Source organism: Gallaecimonas xiamenensis 3-C-1 (genome assembly GCF_000299915.1).
GTDB classification, from domain to species: domain Bacteria; phylum Pseudomonadota; class Gammaproteobacteria; order Enterobacterales; family Gallaecimonadaceae; genus Gallaecimonas; species Gallaecimonas xiamenensis.
Genome location: NZ_AMRI01000013.1, coordinates 22,032 through 36,185, shown reverse-complemented (window position 1 = coordinate 36,185; position 14,154 = coordinate 22,032). Strand labels below are relative to the sequence as shown.

At 61.3% G+C, this 14,154-nt stretch carries 14 protein-coding genes; 5 read left to right on the top strand and 9 right to left on the bottom strand.

Annotated elements, in window-relative coordinates; genetic code table 11:
• Positions 1-55: 55 nt before the first annotated feature.
• Positions 56-457 (bottom strand): HIT domain-containing protein, encoded by a 402-nt coding sequence (locus B3C1_RS10415; RefSeq protein WP_008484709.1) that lies wholly within the window; start codon positions 455-457, stop codon positions 56-58.
• A 42-nt stretch (positions 458-499) separates the two neighbouring features.
• On the opposite strand from B3C1_RS10415, the gene B3C1_RS10410 reads away from it, so the two are divergent.
• The 3 genes from B3C1_RS10410 (at position 500) to B3C1_RS10400 (ending at position 2,689) form a co-directional block, all read left to right on the top strand.
• Positions 500-1,033 (top strand): dihydrofolate reductase family protein, encoded by a 534-nt coding sequence (locus B3C1_RS10410; RefSeq protein ID WP_008484708.1) that lies wholly within the window; start codon positions 500-502, stop codon positions 1,031-1,033.
• Positions 1,030-2,367 (top strand): DNA recombination protein RmuC, encoded by a 1,338-nt coding sequence (locus B3C1_RS10405; RefSeq protein ID WP_008484707.1) that lies wholly within the window; start codon positions 1,030-1,032, stop codon positions 2,365-2,367. The genes B3C1_RS10410 and B3C1_RS10405 overlap by 4 nt, the downstream gene beginning before the upstream one ends.
• A gap of 118 nt (positions 2,368-2,485) precedes the next feature.
• Positions 2,486-2,689, top strand: coding sequence for a DUF1107 family protein (locus B3C1_RS10400; RefSeq protein WP_008484706.1), 204 nt, complete (start codon positions 2,486-2,488; stop codon positions 2,687-2,689).
• A 7-nt stretch (positions 2,690-2,696) separates the two neighbouring features.
• Here B3C1_RS10400 and epmA read toward each other — a convergent pair whose 3' ends face one another.
• A complete protein-coding gene (gene epmA / locus B3C1_RS10395; protein ID WP_008484704.1) occupies positions 2,697-3,677 on the bottom strand; it encodes an EF-P lysine aminoacylase EpmA in 981 nt (326 codons plus the stop codon).
• Positions 3,678-3,711: 34 nt separating this feature from the next.
• Positions 3,712-4,506 carry an RMD1 family protein gene (locus B3C1_RS10390; protein ID WP_008484702.1) on the bottom strand — a complete coding sequence of 265 codons (795 nt, stop codon included), beginning with the start codon at positions 4,504-4,506 and terminating at the stop codon, positions 3,712-3,714.
• Positions 4,507-4,557: 51 nt separating this feature from the next.
• Between B3C1_RS10390 and add the strand changes: the two genes are divergently transcribed.
• Positions 4,558-5,553 carry an adenosine deaminase gene (add, locus tag B3C1_RS10385; protein WP_008484700.1) on the top strand — a complete coding sequence of 332 codons (996 nt, stop codon included), beginning with the start codon at positions 4,558-4,560 and terminating at the stop codon, positions 5,551-5,553.
• Between the two features lie 22 nt (positions 5,554-5,575).
• On the opposite strand, the gene hemN is transcribed toward add, so the two are convergent.
• From hemN to B3C1_RS10360, 5 genes are all read right to left on the bottom strand, one after another.
• A complete protein-coding gene (hemN, locus tag B3C1_RS10380) occupies positions 5,576-6,949 on the bottom strand; it encodes an oxygen-independent coproporphyrinogen III oxidase (RefSeq protein WP_035481802.1) in 1,374 nt (457 codons plus the stop codon).
• Between the two features lie 53 nt (positions 6,950-7,002).
• Positions 7,003-7,443: a DUF2489 domain-containing protein gene (locus tag B3C1_RS10375; protein WP_008484698.1), complete on the bottom strand. Its 441-nt coding sequence runs from the start codon at positions 7,441-7,443 to the stop codon at positions 7,003-7,005.
• Positions 7,440-7,958, bottom strand: coding sequence for a Der GTPase-activating protein YihI (gene yihI, locus B3C1_RS10370; protein ID WP_008484697.1), 519 nt, complete (start codon positions 7,956-7,958; stop codon positions 7,440-7,442). Before yihI ends, B3C1_RS10375 begins: the two co-directional genes overlap by 4 nt.
• 6 nt (positions 7,959-7,964) lie before the next feature.
• On the bottom strand, positions 7,965-8,597 hold the full coding sequence (locus B3C1_RS10365; RefSeq protein ID WP_008484696.1) for a class I SAM-dependent methyltransferase: 633 nt from the start codon (positions 8,595-8,597) through the stop codon (positions 7,965-7,967).
• 501 nt (positions 8,598-9,098) lie between these two features.
• Positions 9,099-9,722, bottom strand: coding sequence for a c-type cytochrome (locus B3C1_RS10360; protein ID WP_035481800.1), 624 nt, complete (start codon positions 9,720-9,722; stop codon positions 9,099-9,101).
• A gap of 216 nt (positions 9,723-9,938) precedes the next feature.
• Between B3C1_RS10360 and yihA the strand changes: the two genes are divergently transcribed.
• Positions 9,939-10,592, top strand: a complete 654-nt coding sequence (gene yihA / locus B3C1_RS10355; protein ID WP_035481798.1) for a ribosome biogenesis GTP-binding protein YihA/YsxC — start codon at positions 9,939-9,941, stop codon at positions 10,590-10,592.
• Positions 10,593-11,120: 528 nt separating this feature from the next.
• Here the strand turns inward: yihA and polA are convergent.
• A complete protein-coding gene (gene polA, locus B3C1_RS10350; RefSeq protein WP_008484692.1) occupies positions 11,121-13,892 on the bottom strand; it encodes a DNA polymerase I in 2,772 nt (923 codons plus the stop codon).
• Positions 13,893-14,154: the final 262 nt, after the last annotated feature.

Genomic DNA, 14,154 nt, shown 5'->3' with positions numbered 1-14,154 from the left:
TCAAACAGTTAACCCCAGCCAGGCCGGCTGGGGCAAGGGGAGGGTGCCGGTCGATTCAGGCCAGCAGAGCCTTGATGGCGTCGATGCGGGCCTCGGCTTCGCCGGCGGCGAAGTCTTTGGCCGGGACCTGGCCCCAAATGGGCTTGGGCCAGGCGGCGTCCCCTTCAAAACGCACCACATGGTGCACATGAAGTTGAGGCACCATGTTGCCAAGGGCGGCCACATTGAGCTTGTGGCCGCCAAAGTGGCCCATCAGCACCCGGGACACCCGGGCCGACTCTTGCCAGAACTGGGCCTGCTCGGCGTCGCTCAGTTCGTAGATCTCTTTGATGCCGTCCCGGCGGGGCACCAGGATAAACCAGGGGTAATTGGCGTCTTTGCTCATCAGCAGGGAACAGAGGGGCAGCTCGGTGACAGCCAGGCTGTCCTTTGCCAGTTGGGGGTGCAGTGTGAACATGGGTAAGATAGGCAAGCCATTGATGCAAGGAGCATAGCAAAGATGTCCACCACCCCGACACTGACCCTTTACATCGCCATCAGCCTCGACGGCTACATTGCCGGGCCCAAGGGCCAGCTGGAATGGCTGGCCAAGGTCGAAAAGGCCGGGGAAGACTACGGGTATGGTGACTTTTGGGCCCGCATGGACGGCCTGATCATGGGCCGTAACACCTTCGACGAGGTGATGACCATGGGCGCCTGGCCTTACGAAGGCAAGCCCACCTATGTGCTGACCAGTGCCGACAACCTTCAAGCCGGCCCCGTCACCCCTTTTACCGGTAGCGCCGAGGCCTTGCTGGACAGCCTAAAGGGCAAGCACCGCCAGCTGTGGCTGGTAGGGGGCGGCCAGACTTTGCAGGGCTTCTTGGACAAGGGCCTGGTGGACGAAGTGATACTGTCGCTGATCCCGGTCACCCTGGGGGAAGGCATTCCCCTGTTCCTGCCCACCGGCCGCCAGCAGGACTGGCACCTGGCCGGGATCCGCACCTTCGACAGCGGCCTGGTGCAACTCCATTACCGCAAGGTGGCTTCATGACGGCTCTACCCTGGCCATGGTTGGCAGCAGCGCTGGGCACCCTGGTGCTGTTGCTGGCGGCGCTGTTGTGGCGTAGCCGCAGCGACAACCGCCGCCTGGCCTTGGCTCTTGGCAGCCTGCAAAGCCGTCACGAAGCACAGAGCGAGCGCCTGGAGGTGTTGATGGCAGAGCGGGACGCCCAGACCGACACCCTGGAAGAGACCCGCCAGGCCCTGTCCCGCAGCCAGCAGCAGCGCGCCGAATTGCAGGCCCGCCTGGAAGAGCAGCAGCGTGCCGCCCAGGAAAAACTGGCCACCTTGCAAAACGCCGAACAGCGCCTTTCCGAGCAGTTCCAGAACCTGGCCCAGCGCATTTTCGACCAAAAAGCCGACGCCTTCTCCAAGCAAAGCAGCGACAGCCTGCAACACCTGCTGGCTCCCCTGCGCCAGCAGTTGGGGGATTTTCACAAGAAGGTGGACAGCGTCTACGACAACGAACGCCTGCAGCGCCAGGGGCTGATGAACGAACTCAAGGCCCTCAAGGAGCTGAATCGCCAGATGAGCGAAGAGGCCCAGGCCCTGACCCGCGCCCTCAAGGGCGACAAGAAACTCCAGGGCAACTGGGGGGAGATGGTCCTGAACCGGGTGCTGGAAGAGTCGGGGCTGCGCAAGGGCCACGAGTTTGACGTGCAGGTGGCCCTCAAGGACGAGGCGGGCGAGCGCTTTATTCCGGACGTGGTGGTACATCTGCCGGACCAGAAAGACATCATCATCGACTCCAAGGTGTCCCTGGTGGCCTACGAGCGTTATTTCACCGTCGAAGACGACCTGGAGCGAGAGGCGGCCCTGCGCACCCATGTGCAGGCCTTGCGCCAGCACATTCGCAGCCTGGGTGGCAAGGACTACGAGCGCCTCAATGGGGTCAACGCCCTGGACTATGTGTTGATGTTCATCCCCATCGAGAGTGCCTTTTTTGCCGCCATGGAGGCGGACCAGCAGCTCTTCACCGAGGCGCTGCAAAAAAACATCCTGATGGTCAGCCCCACCAACCTGCTGGTGGTGCTGCGCACCATCAAGCGGGTGTGGAGCTACGAGCAGCAGTCCCGCAACGCCCAGGAGATCGCCGGCCGGGCCGCCGCCCTTTATGAAAAGTTCGTCGGCTTCGTCGAAGACCTGGAAAAGCTGGGCAGCGCCCTGGACAACACCCAGAAGCGCTACAGCGAGGCCATGGGCAAGCTGTCGGCGGGCAAGGGCAATCTGGTGCGCCAGACCGAGATGCTGTTGGAGCTGGGGGTGGAGCCGAAAAAGACCTTGCCCGACCCCCTGCGCCAGCGGGCCCAGGCCCTGGATAACTGAAAACTGACCCAGGGCACAAATCTGTATTAAAGGGGGAACCCCAGAGGGCCGTCCTAGTCAATAAGACTGTCATAAGCAGTCGCTAGACTCGGGACCGTCTTTTTGGGAGGAGCAAGTAGTGCGTAAGTTTCCCCAGTACCACGTCAAGCAAGTAGCCAAACATGTCACCGCCTTTTTCGAAGGGGTGATCTGGATCCGGGGCATAGGTGCCTTTCGTTTTCAGCGGGGCCGTCTGTTGCCCCCGGGCAAACCCAGCACCGAAAAGCTGCGGGTGGTGTCCGAAGTGAACCGTCAGATAGGCACCATGCGCAGCCCGGCCTGAGCCGGGCTCAGGCCCGGGCCAGGCTAAAGGGCATCACCTGGCTGATGTCCTTAGCCCCCAGGATCACCATCAGCAACCTGTCCACTCCCAGGGCCACGCCGGCGCAGTCCGGCAGGCCGGCTTCCAAGGCGTCTGCCAGGCGCAGGTCCGGGTTGTTATAGGGCCGGCCAAGGGCCCGGCGGCTTTCCCCGTCCGCCAGCAAACGGCGGCGCTGCTCGGCGCCATCGGTCAATTCAAAGTAGCCGTTAGCCAGCTCTACCCCTTTGATAAAAAGCTCGAAGCGGCAGGCCACGGCGTGGCCCTGGGCGTCTTTGGTGGTGCGGGCCAGGGCCGCCTGGCTGGCGGGGTAGTCGTACAGGAAGCTCGGCCCTGCCAGGCCCAGGCTGGGTTCGATAACAAAGCTTACCAGCAGGTTCAGCAGGGTATCCCGGTCGGTCTCGGTCTGGCCGTAATGGGCGTGCTGCTGGGCCAGGGCCTGTAGCTGCTCGAGGCTGGCGGTGTGGGGGTTGATGCCCAGGGTGCGCTGGAAGGCCTCCAGGTAGCTGACCTTTTCGATGCTGGCCGCATCCAGGCCCGCCACCGCCACCAGCAGGTCGCGGATCTCGTCCATCAGCTGGTGGTGGTCAAAGCCCAGGCGATACCACTCCAGCATGCAGAACTCGCTGTTGTGGCGCCGGCCGGCTTCCTCGTTGCGAAACACCTTGCCCAGCTGGTAAATGCAGCCGGAGCCGGCCGCCAGCAGCCTTTTCATGGCAAATTCCGGGGAGGTCTGCAGGTAGAGGGTCAGGCCTTCTGGGGCCAGGGGACCGGTGTAGGTGCTGGTCATCACCTCGATGTGGGGGTCGGAGATGCTGCCTTGCGACAATACCGGGGTGTCCACTTCCAGTACCTGGCGGGCGGCAAAAAAGGCGCGGATATCGGCAAAGAGCCGGGCCCGGCGCTTAAGGGCGTCCAGGCTGCATTGGGGTTGCCAGTGGTTGTCTATCATCGAGGGCCTCCTTGGGGGCGCACAAGATAGCGCATCAGAACCAGCCCAGGTAGTCGTGGAAGATAAAGATGAGGATCTCGATGCTGATCAGCCAGATGATGATCCATTCGAGAAAGCTCGAATGCTTGTGGTGCTCCTCGTCCGCCAGGATCTCCAGCAGTTCCCCTATCACCTCCAGCCGCTTGTTAAGGATGGTCAGGCGGCTGTCCAGCTCCTGGTTGGCGCGGCTCAGATCGTAGTAAGGGTCCAGCTCGGTGTGGTCCCAGAAGAAGTCGGGCTTGTCCAACAGGTCAAAATGCAGGTTAACCCGGCTCTTGGCCAGGTAGAGGCGGCCGCGCAGAATGGCCAGGCGCCGCCTTGGCAGGCGGATTTTGCCCTTGGCGGCCAGGGTCTCGGGAATGGCCGAGGTGTCGCGGATATTGGCCACCACCTGTTCTTCGAAGGCCTCCAGCTTGACCGATTGGGCCAGGGCGTGGCTGACCGCCAGCTTGGCCAGGGGCGCGTCGGTGGGGAACTGGAAGTGGTCGTGCTGGATATGGAGCCGGTCGAGCTGGCTGTTGGTGGCAAAGCTGATTTCGTCCACCGTCGCCTTGATGGGCCCCTGCACCGCCTTTTGCAGGCGCTGGCAAAGGGCCTGGCTGGCGTCCCTGTCCAGGCCCCAGCACACCAGTACCCCGTAGTCGAAGGCAAACACCAGGCCGCTGGCCAGTTGTACCTGCAAGGCGTCCTTGATCCGCAGCACATGGCCCTCGGCAGCCAACAGCGGTGGCAAAATATCCAGATCGAAGCGATCTCCAAGGCAATAACTGAAGCAGGCGCTGTGGCTCATAAAGGGCATCCGTTACACTGTGTCTAACTAGAGCATAAGCGGATACCCGTGATGATTGATAAGACTTTCCCCTTGGTGGATATCCACCGGCACCTGGACGGCAACGTGCGCCTGGGCACCATCATCGACCTGGCCCGTCGCTTTAACGTCAGCTTGCCGGCCCAGGACGAAGCGGGCATGAAGCCTTATGTGCATGTAATTGAGAACGAGCCCAGCCTGGTGGCCTTCCTGGCCAAACTGGACTGGATGGTCAAGGTGTTGGGGGACTACGACGCCTGCTACCGGGTGGCCTATGAAAACGTCGAAGACGCGGCCCGGGTCGGCATTGACTACACCGAACTGCGTTTCAGCCCCTGGTACATGGCCATGAGCCATGGCCTGGATCCCCATGGGGTGGTGGAAGCGGTGGCCGCCGGCGTGGCGGCGGGCAGCAAGGATTTTGGCGTCAAGACCAACCTGATTGGCATCATGAGCCGCACCTTCGGCACCGCCCAGTGCCAGCGGGAACTGGACGCCATACTGGCCAACAGGGACAAGGTAGTGGCGGTGGACCTGGCCGGCGACGAGCTGGGCTTTCCCGGCCCCCTGTACGAGCCGCATTTTCGCCAGGTGCAGGACGCCGGCCTCAAGGTCAGCGTTCACGCCGGTGAGGCAGCCGGCCCGGAGTCGGTCTGGCATGCCCTGCGTGAGCTGGGGGCCGTGCGTATCGGCCACGGCGTCAAGGCGGTGGAAGATCCCAAGCTGCTGGCCTACCTGGCCGAGCAGGGTATCGGCATCGAGTCCTGCCTGACCTCCAATATCCACACCTCCACCGTGGCCAGCTATGAGGTGCACCCCATCCGCACCTTCCTGGCCAGCGGCATCGCCGTCAGCCTCAACACCGACGACCCCGGCGTCAGCGCCGTGGAGCTGGACTACGAATACCAGGTGGCGGCTCCCAAGGCCGGGCTCAGCCTGGAACAGATCCACGCCTGCCAGCGCCATGGCCTGGCCATGAGCTTCCTGAGCGAGGCGGACAAAAAGGCGCTGATCAGCGCCAAGCAGTAACAAAGGGCCGCCAGGCCCTTTTTCATATCACCCGGGAAAAGCGGTGTTGGCGCACCTGGCGGCGCAGGTGGCTGTCAAAGGCGGTGGCGATGGTGCGCACCAACAGCCGCCCCTGTTCGGTGACCGTCAGGCCCTGCTCGTCTTCATGCACCAGGCCGTCTTGAATAAAGGGTGCCAGCAGCTGGCGGTCTTCGCCGAAATAGGCGCGGCTGTCGATGCCGAAGGCCTGGTCCAGCTTGGGCCAGTCCAGGCGAAAGTTGCACAAAAGGGCGCCGATGGCCGCGGCGCGCACCTTGTCGTCGTCGCTCATCTGGTACCCCTTGACCCTGGCATGGCCATGCTCGGCCGTGGCCTGCTGGTAGGCCCGCAAGTCCTTCTCGTTCTGTACGTACAGCCCCCCCACCTGGCTGATGGCCGAGGCCCCCAGGGCCAAAAGCTCGCAGTCCCCGTCTGTGGTATAGCCCTGGAAGTTGCGGTGCAGGCGGCCCTGGCGCTGGGCCAGGGCCAGTTCATCGTCCTGGCGGGCGAAGTGGTCCATGCCGATAAAGGCGTAACCGGCCTCGGTCAGCTGGCCTATGGCGCCCCCCAGCATGCGCAGCTTCTCGGCGGGGGCCGGCAGGCTGTCGTCCTTGATCTTGCGCTGGGCGGCAAAACGCTCCGGCAGGTGGGCATAGTTGAAGATGGAGAAGCGGTCCGGCGCCAGGGCCAGGGCTTGGTCCAGGGTCTGGCGGAAGCTGGCGGCGTCCTGGAACGGCAGGCCGTAGATGAAGTCCAGGTTGATGGAACCAAAGCCCAACTGGCGGGCCCTGGCCATCAGTGCGGTCAGGTGCTCGGTACTCTGCACCCGGTTGATGGCCTGCTGCACCCTGGGATTGAAGTCCTGGGCGCCCATGGACAGGCGGTTAAAGCCCAGGGCCGCCAACCAGTCGAGGTCTTTGACGGCCAGGGCCCTGGGGTCTACTTCGATGGCGCCGTGGAAGGCCGGGGCAAAGCGAAAATGGCCCTTGAGCAGGGTCATCAGCCGGGTCATCTGGGCCTGGTCCAGGAAGGTGGGGGTGCCGCCCCCCAGGTGCAGGTGCTGCACCTCAAAGTCGGCGAACAGGGGCGCCTGGTAGGCGATTTCCTTGGCCAGGTGATCCAGGTAGGTATCGGCCTTGTGGCCGTGGCGGGTCACCACCTTGTTGCAACCGCAGTAGTAGCAGAGCTCCCGGCAGAAGGGGATGTGCACATAAAGGCTGAGTTTACGGGAGCGGGCCTGCTGCACGGCGGTACGCCATTGGTCGCCCCTGACCGCTTCGGTGAAGCTCAGGGCCGTGGGGTAGGAGGTGTAGCGGGGGGCCGCCATGTCATAGCGGCGGATAAGCTCAGGGTCGAAGTGCACGGCCGGGCTCCACAAAGCAAAGAGGGCGCCATTATGGCGCCCTCCGGCTCAAGGTCCCTTGATCTGACTCAATGACGAAAGTCCTTGAGCTGGGCGGCTTCGGCCTTGATGGCGTCGGCCAGCTCCCGCTCCCAGCCTTCCCTTTCCCGGTCCTGGCGGCGCCTTTCCTTTTTGTCCTGAGCCTGGCGGGCCTCATGGGTGGGCAGGTCCTTGACCCGCTCATAGAGGTCGAACAGGGCCGGGAAGCGGTCACCGTAGGCCTGGTAGGGCAGCAGGTGGTCCATCAGTACCCGGATGCGGATCACCCCTTCGGACAGCTCGCACTGGTCCTCGAGCATGGCCGCCGCGATGATGCGGATGCTTTTTTCCAGCTTCTGGTTGTGCTCGGCCAGGAAGGCCTCTTCCTTTTGGCGCTGGGCCTTGACCATGAACAGCAGCTTGCCGGCGTAGAAAGCCAGGGCGACGACGATCAGGGCACCGATAACGGCTGCTATGGTCCAGGCACTCATGCCGGCTCTTCCTCGTCATCCCAGTCGATGTCGTCGATCAGTTCGTCTTCGTCATCGGTGATGCCAAGGGCGGTCATCAGCTGTTCGATCTTGGTGGTCATCTCTTCGACGTACTGCTCTTCCTCGCTGCTAAGGAATTGGCCTTCGTCCAGGCGGTCCAGCAGGGCGTTCAGCCGCTCGTCGTTCTCCAGGTTTTCCAGCAGGGCGGCCTGGGCCACCAGATCCAGCTCGGGTTTGGCTTGCTTGGGCGCCTTGGCTTTCTTGGCGGCCGGCGCCGCAGCCTGGGGGCTGACCAGGGCTACCGGCTTGGTGGAACCCAGGCGCTGGTCCTTGCCCTGGCCGCCCTTGCGACCGCCGTTGCCGGTGCTGGCGCCGGCTACCGCCTGGCGGCTGCCGGATTTGTTACCGGCCTTGTGGCGTTTGCCCTTGGCGGTGCTCAGCTTGGTGTTGCCGGTATCGACTTTCTTGGAAGCGCCCAGTTTACCCGGGGCGCGGGTCTTCTTAATTCGGGTCATCTCTGCCTACCTTTTTTGCAGCAGGATCACATCGGTATCCACCCGCTGCCAGATAAAGCCGAAGCGCTCGGCCAACCAGGCAAAGGTAGCTTCACTGTGGAAGCTCACATGGGTGGGGTCATTTTTGTAGTGCCAGTTGGCAAAACGGTCCTGGTCTATTACCAGTTTGGTCATCACCCCCAGCCAGCCGCCAGTCTTGACCAGGCCGGCCAGCCTGGCCCAGCTGTCCGCCGGGTGGTTGAAGTGTTCCACCACTTCGGTGCAGGTCACAAAATCGTACTGTTGCGCCAGCGCTGTTGGGTCCGGTGCATAGTAGGGATCGTAGAGCCGCATCTGCATGCCCGCCTCGGTCAACATGGCGGCCAACGCCGGGCCAGGGCCGCAGCCAAAGTCCAGGCCTTGGCTGCCTGGTGCCAACCTGGCCAGCAATGGCCCGGTCAGGCGCGACAGGAAACGCCGGTAACCCGGGTCGTCCAGCTGGTTGTCGTGGATGTCGTACAGGGCCTTCTCTGCGCCGGCATCGAGGTGGCAACCCGGGTCCGTTGAGACCAGGGCACAATGTGCACATCGAAAATAAGGGCGTCGGCGGTCGGCACCAAAGGGCGCCAGGGTACCGTTACAGAGGGGACATGGGTGCATGGGGGCTTATTCTACGGGAGCGCTGGATAAAGAAAAAGGCGATGCTGATGCGATCGCCTTATCCCTTGTGTCGAAAGTTGACACGTCTCCCATCGTATACGACCGTTATTGTTTTTTTTCGGTCTAACGGGCTTCCATCTTTTTTTTGCCAGCTATCCTTGCATGGTTATTATTTTTACGCCGATCCTGGCGCTTTCTTTTTCATCCTTGGAGGCTTGGGACCTTCATGGTCGCCTTACCCCTTTTTTCTCGGTTGATTAGCGCTTTTCCCACAGGTTTGTCGATGCTTGGCCTTCCTGACCTTATTACCGTTTCCTTCGTTTGGGCGCCCGTGCCGTGGGCAACCCTGCAAACCTTGCGACGTCGGTGAAGTTACTCCCGCCCACCCGGTGGTGCAACCTTTCTGCAGCCATTTTGTTAATGTATTGCCAAAATTCCGTGCTCGATCACAGTTATCAAAAAAGGCACCAACTGGTGCCTTTTCATCCGCTTTCAAATCCCTTAATGCAGCCCGGTCAGGTATTTTGACAGCAGTTCTATGTCGTTATCGCTGAGTTTCGCCGCCACATCGCGCATCATGCCGTTGGGGTCGTTGGCCCGCTGGCCGGCGCGGAATTTTTCCAACTGGCTCTTGATGTACTCTGGATGCTGGCCGGAGATGTCGGGGTAGCGGGCCAGGCTATGGCCGTCGCCTCTGGGGCCGTGGCAGGCGGTACAGGCGGGTATGCCTTTTTCGAGGTTGCCACCCATAAACAGCTTGTGGCCGGTATCCACCACGCTTTCTGGGGTGGCCCCCATGGTCATGGTCTGGCTGGCGTAGTAGGCCGCCAGATCTTCCATATCCTGGTCGGACAGGGGGGCGGCCATGGAGCTCATGACGGGGTCATAGCGCCCTTCCTTGCCACCTGAGGTCATGCCCAGTTTCAGGTCTTGGAGCTGTTTGAGGATGTAGCTGGCGTGTTGGCCGGCAATGCGGGGGTACATGCCTACCGGGCTGTTGCCGTCAGGTCCGTGACAGGCGGCACAAACGGCAGATTTTGCCTTGCCTGCCTCGGCGTCGCCCTGGGCGAACAAGGGGCTGGAGGTACCGGCCAGGAGCATCACTGCGAGTGCAATCTTCTTCATGGCGTTCCAACTGGTTGTATTGCTCGGGTACCTGGCTGAGTCGTGCCCATAGCACGAGCGCCCAGGCATGTTAGAATTCTGCGAGCGGTCCCTGGCTGCAACCCGATCAATAACACCTGATCCGGTCAGGTCCGGTAGCCCTGAATTTAGGTTCAGGGTTGTTCGTAGTGTACACAAAAAATCCAATTTGTCTGTAGTTTACGCGCGGGAGAGCTGATGCGTCCGACCCCTGAGATCGATTTCCGACAAGCCAGATTCATCACTTCTGCGCCTGATATTCGCCACCTACCCCGCAATGAAGGGGTGGAAATTGCCTTTGCCGGCCGTTCCAACGCCGGCAAGTCCAGTGCCCTTAATGCCATTACCGGCCAAAAACAGCTGGCCCGTACCTCCAAGACCCCGGGCCGTACCCAGCTGATCAACCTGTTTAGCCTGGCCGATCCGCGCCATTGCCTGGTGGACTTGCCCGGTTACGGCTTTGCCAAGGTGCCCTTGGAGCTCAAGGAAAAATGGCAGGCCAGCCTGTCCGAGTACCTGGAAAAGCGCGAGTCTCTGCGCGGTGTAGTGGTGCTGATGGATATCCGCCATCCTTTCAAGGAGATTGATCAGGATCTGATCTACTGGGCGGTGGAGTCCGGGTTGCCGGTGCTGGCGCTGCTGACCAAGGCCGACAAGCTCAAGAGCGGTGCCCGCAAGACAACCCTGCTGCAGTGCCGGGAAGCGGCTCTGGCCTTTGGCGGCGACGTGACGGTGATGGCCATATCGGCTCTGAGGGGCCTTGGCCTGGATGAGGTGCGTCGTCACCTGGCCGGCTGGCTGAGCCTGGCCGACGAGTTGCCAGACGAACCAGAGACCGATGCCGAACAATGACAAAAGGCCCCACGCGGGGCCTTTTTTATAAGGTGCTGAATTTCAGACAAAAAAAACCGGTGGTAAAACCACCGGTCGAGAAATATTAGCTTATTGGGGGAGAAGCTAATATGTCAGCAGAAAATCACCACAGGCTCGTTGCCAAGCCATGAGGTTATGCAGCAATTACAAGGTACAACACTTTTTGAGCGATTTGAAGTATTTGCTCTAAATTTTTTTTGAGACAAGGGTGAAAGTGTCGTTAACCATTGTTTATCAATGATTTTACTTTGAACGGCTGGAATGAAGGCAGGGCAAAAAAAACGCCCCGCTCGTTTGAGCGAGGCGGCTATGTAGCCAAATCCACTACGTGAAACAAAGACCCGTTAACGGGGTCTTTTGTACCCTACCCGAGCAGTCTAGCGAGGCACTGCTCAGATTAAAAGCACTTCATGTAGTTTTTTTTCATCTTTGCACGGTAATGCGATCTTAATCGCGGTGGTTTCGCCGGTGAAGCCTGGCTTTTGGTAAAAATATTACAGGTTGAGGTCAGTGAGCTTCATCCCAGGTGCTGCCCATGCCTGGCTCTACCAGCAGCGGCACCTTGAGCTCGGCCGCCGCTTCCATCAGGGCGCTGATGGCTTTGGCTGCCTCGTCGGCAAAGTCTTCGTCTACCTCCAGCACCAGTTCATCATGCACCTGCATCAGCAGCTTGACCTTGTCGGCTTGCTGGTTGACCCAGGCATCCACGGCGATCATGGCTTTCTTGATGATGTCGGCGGCGGTACCCTGCATGGGGGCGTTGATAGCAGCGCGCTCGGCGGCCTTTTTACGGGCCTGGTTGCGGGCATTGATCTCCGGCAGGTAGAGACGACGGCCGAACAGGGTTTCCACATAGCCCTTTTCCTCGGCGCCCTGACGGGTGCGCTCCATATAGTCCAGCACCCCTGGGTAGCGCTCGAAATAGGTGTTCATATAGCCCTGGGCTTCGTTGCGGCCAATATCCAACTGGCGGGCCAGGCCGAAGGCCGACATACCGTAGATAAGGCCGAAGTTGATGGCCTTGGCACGGCGGCGCTGTTCGCTGCTGACCTCGGTCAGGGGCACACCGAACACCTCGGCGGCGGTGGCGGCGTGGATGTCCTTGCCCTGGGCGAAGGCGGTAAGCAGGCCATCATCACCAGACAGGTGGGCCATGATGCGCAGTTCAATCTGGCTGTAATCCGCTGCCAGGATCTTGCGGCCCTTGGGGGCAACAAAGGCCTGGCGGATACGCCGGCCTTCTTCGGTACGTACCGGGATGTTCTGCAGGTTGGGGTCTGAGGAGGACAATCGGCCGGTGGCGGTGACTGCCTGATGGTAGCTGGTGTGGACCCGGCCAGTTTTGTCGTGGATCAGCAGCGGCAGCTTGTCGGTATAGGTGGACTTGAGCTTGGCCAGGCCCCGGTATTCGATGATCACCTTGGGCAAGGGGTGGTCGTGGGCCAGTTCTTGCAGCACTTCCTCGGCCACGGAAGGCACCCCGGAAGGGGTCTTCTTCAGGGGCTTGATGCCCATCTTGTCAAAGAGGATGGCTTGCAGCTGCTTGGGGCTGCCCAGGTTAAATTCCTCCCCGGCCAGCTCGTGGGCTTTGGCTTCCAGGGCCTGGATGCGCTCGGCCAGTTCTTCACTCTGCTTGGCCAACAGATGCTTGTCGATCAGCACGCCATTGCGTTCCATACGGGACAGCACCGGCACCAGGGGCAGCTCGATGTCGGTGAAGACCGCCTGCAGGCTGGGTTCCTTTTGCAGCTTGGGCCACAGGTTCTGGTGCAGGCGCAGGGTAACGTCGGCGTCTTCGGCGGCATAGAGGGCAGCGTCCTTGATGGCCACCTGGTCGAAGGTCAGCTGTTTGGCACCCTTGCCGGCGATATCTTCGAAGCTGATGGTCTTGTGGGACAGATACTTGAGGGACAGGCTGTCCATGTCGTGGCGGCCGGCCACTGAGTTGAACACATAGCTTTCCAGCATGGTGTCAAAGGCGATGCCCCTGAGGGTGATGCCGTGGTTGGCCAACACGCTCATGTCGTACTTGAGGTTCTGCCCCACCTTTTTGTGGTCGTCGCTTTCCAGCAGGGCCCTGAAGGCGTCCAGCACCAGGCCCCTTTCCAGTTGGGGGGTCTCGTCCAGCAGGCTGTGGCCGAAGGGAATATAGGCTGCGTCCCCGTCCGCCAGGGCCACGGAAAAGCCCACCAGGTCGGCCACCATGTAATCCAGGGCCGTGGTTTCGGTGTCGAAGGCGAACAGCTCGGCCTTTTCCAGTTTGGCGATCCACTCCTTGAGGGCCGCCTCGGTGTTGACCAACTGGTATTGGCTGCGGTCTATGCCGGCCGGGTCCTCGATGGTTTCTTCTTCGGCGTTGCCGGTGCTGGCCTGTGTCGGGTTTTGCTCCGGGGCCTTGCCTTCCAGGGCGTCCGACAGCCAGCGGCGGAACTCGAGCTTGCCGTACCATTCCACCAGGGCGTCACGGTCTTCGGCCTTGATGCGCATGTCCAGCTGCTCTTCGCTCAAGTCTACGTCGGTCTTGATGGTGGCCAGCAGGTAGGAGAGGCGGGCCTGGTCTTCGTTGTCGGCCAGCTTCTTGCCCATGGTCTTGGCGCCACGGAAACTGAGCTCGGCGATTTTCTCGAGGTTGTCGTAGAGGGCGTCCATCCCCCCTATGCCTTGCAGCAGGCCAAGGGCGGTCTTCTCGCCGACCCCGGGTACTCCGGGGATGTTGTCCACCTTGTCCCCCATCAGGGCCAGGAAGTCGATGATGAGCTCGGGGCCTACCCCGAATTTTTCCACCACCCCGGCCGGGTCCAGGACGCTGTTGGTCATGGTGTTGATCAGGGTCACCTTGTCATCCACCAATTGCGCCATGTCCTTGTCGCCGGTGGAGATCAGCACGTGGCGGCCCTCGGCGGAGGCTTTCTTGGCCAGGGTGCCGATGACGTCGTCCGCTTCCACCCCTTCGATGATGATCAGCGGCAGGCCCATGGCCTTGACCAGGGCATGCAGCGGCGCCACCTGGCTGCGCAGGTCGTCGGGCATGGAGGGGCGGTGGGCCTTGTACTGCTCGAAAAGCTCGTCACGGAAGGTTTTGCCCTTGGCGTCGAACACCACCGCCATCTCGGAGGGGTTGAACTGGCGCAACAGGGACTTGAGCATGTTGACCACCCCGTAAACGGCGCCGGTGGGCTCCCCCTGGGAGTTGGTCAGGTGCGGCGGTGCATAGTAGGCACGGTAAAGATAGGAAGAGCCGTCTACCAGGATAAGGGGGTTGTCGGGAATGGTTGCCATGATGGGAGTCCAGGTGATCCTTAATGGCGCCAAGGATGCCACAGCGCTGGCCCTGAGGAAACGTAAGGGCGCCCAAAGAAGGGGGATGGCAGGAGGTGTTTCGGCCTGTGGATAAGTCTGTTGAATAAATAAGAGGCAGCGGCCATTCTCGGCGGATGGCGCTGTGGGGAGTCACGCTACAAGCGGCGCCACAGCTGGCGTCAGCGGTAAGAGTTAAAGGGTGATGGAAATGTGGATAGCCTGTCCTTGCTTGTGAATAACC

Coding starts and splice junctions, on each gene's coding strand:
- B3C1_RS10415 (WP_008484709.1), bottom strand. CDS start 457: ATGTTCACACTGCACCCCCAACTGGCAAAGGACAGCCTGGCTGTCACC.
- B3C1_RS10410 (WP_008484708.1), top strand. CDS start 500: ATGTCCACCACCCCGACACTGACCCTTTACATCGCCATCAGCCTCGAC.
- B3C1_RS10405 (WP_008484707.1), top strand. CDS start 1,030: ATGACGGCTCTACCCTGGCCATGGTTGGCAGCAGCGCTGGGCACCCTG.
- epmA (WP_008484704.1), bottom strand. CDS start 3,677: ATGATAGACAACCACTGGCAACCCCAATGCAGCCTGGACGCCCTTAAG.
- B3C1_RS10390 (WP_008484702.1), bottom strand. CDS start 4,506: ATGAGCCACAGCGCCTGCTTCAGTTATTGCCTTGGAGATCGCTTCGAT.
- add (WP_008484700.1), top strand. CDS start 4,558: ATGATTGATAAGACTTTCCCCTTGGTGGATATCCACCGGCACCTGGAC.
- B3C1_RS10375 (WP_008484698.1), bottom strand. CDS start 7,443: ATGAGTGCCTGGACCATAGCAGCCGTTATCGGTGCCCTGATCGTCGTC.
- yihI (WP_008484697.1), bottom strand. CDS start 7,958: ATGACCCGAATTAAGAAGACCCGCGCCCCGGGTAAACTGGGCGCTTCC.
- B3C1_RS10365 (WP_008484696.1), bottom strand. CDS start 8,597: ATGCACCCATGTCCCCTCTGTAACGGTACCCTGGCGCCCTTTGGTGCC.
- B3C1_RS10360 (WP_035481800.1), bottom strand. CDS start 9,722: ATGAAGAAGATTGCACTCGCAGTGATGCTCCTGGCCGGTACCTCCAGC.
- yihA (WP_035481798.1), top strand. CDS start 9,939: ATGCGTCCGACCCCTGAGATCGATTTCCGACAAGCCAGATTCATCACT.
- polA (WP_008484692.1), bottom strand. CDS start 13,892: ATGGCAACCATTCCCGACAACCCCCTTATCCTGGTAGACGGCTCTTCC.